1 protein-coding gene is annotated in these 367 nt (G+C 60.8%); it reads left to right on the top strand.

Annotated elements, in window-relative coordinates; all coding sequences use genetic code 11:
• Window positions 1–367 (top strand): response regulator (locus J0A65_RS26435; protein WP_206597153.1); only part of this gene is annotated, 367 nt, incomplete at both ends.

Consider the following 367-nt stretch of genomic DNA (forward strand, 5'->3'; position numbering starts at 1 on the left):
TTAAAACTGCCGACTATCTCCACCAGGGCCTGAGCGAAAGTGGTTATATCGTCGATATTGCAACCAATGGTGTCGACGGCCTGCATATGGCAGCGCAGTCTGCCTACGAGTTGGTCATACTCGATGTCGACCTGCCGGAAATCGACGGCTGGGGAGTACTCGCCAGCATCCGCCGCAACAGCCGCACCCCGGTGATGATGCTGACCGCACGCGGCCGGCTGGCTGACAAGCTGAAAGGCTTCGACTCCGGCGCCGACGACTATCTGGTCAAGCCATTCGAGTTTCCCGAACTGCTGGCCAGGGTCCGCTCGCTGCTGCGGCGTGGCGAACAACCGAGCGTCCCTGACGTCCTCAAGGTCGACGACCT

It is taken from the genome of Bowmanella yangjiangensis, from assembly GCF_017255015.1.
GTDB lineage: Bacteria > Pseudomonadota > Gammaproteobacteria > Enterobacterales > Alteromonadaceae > Bowmanella > Bowmanella yangjiangensis.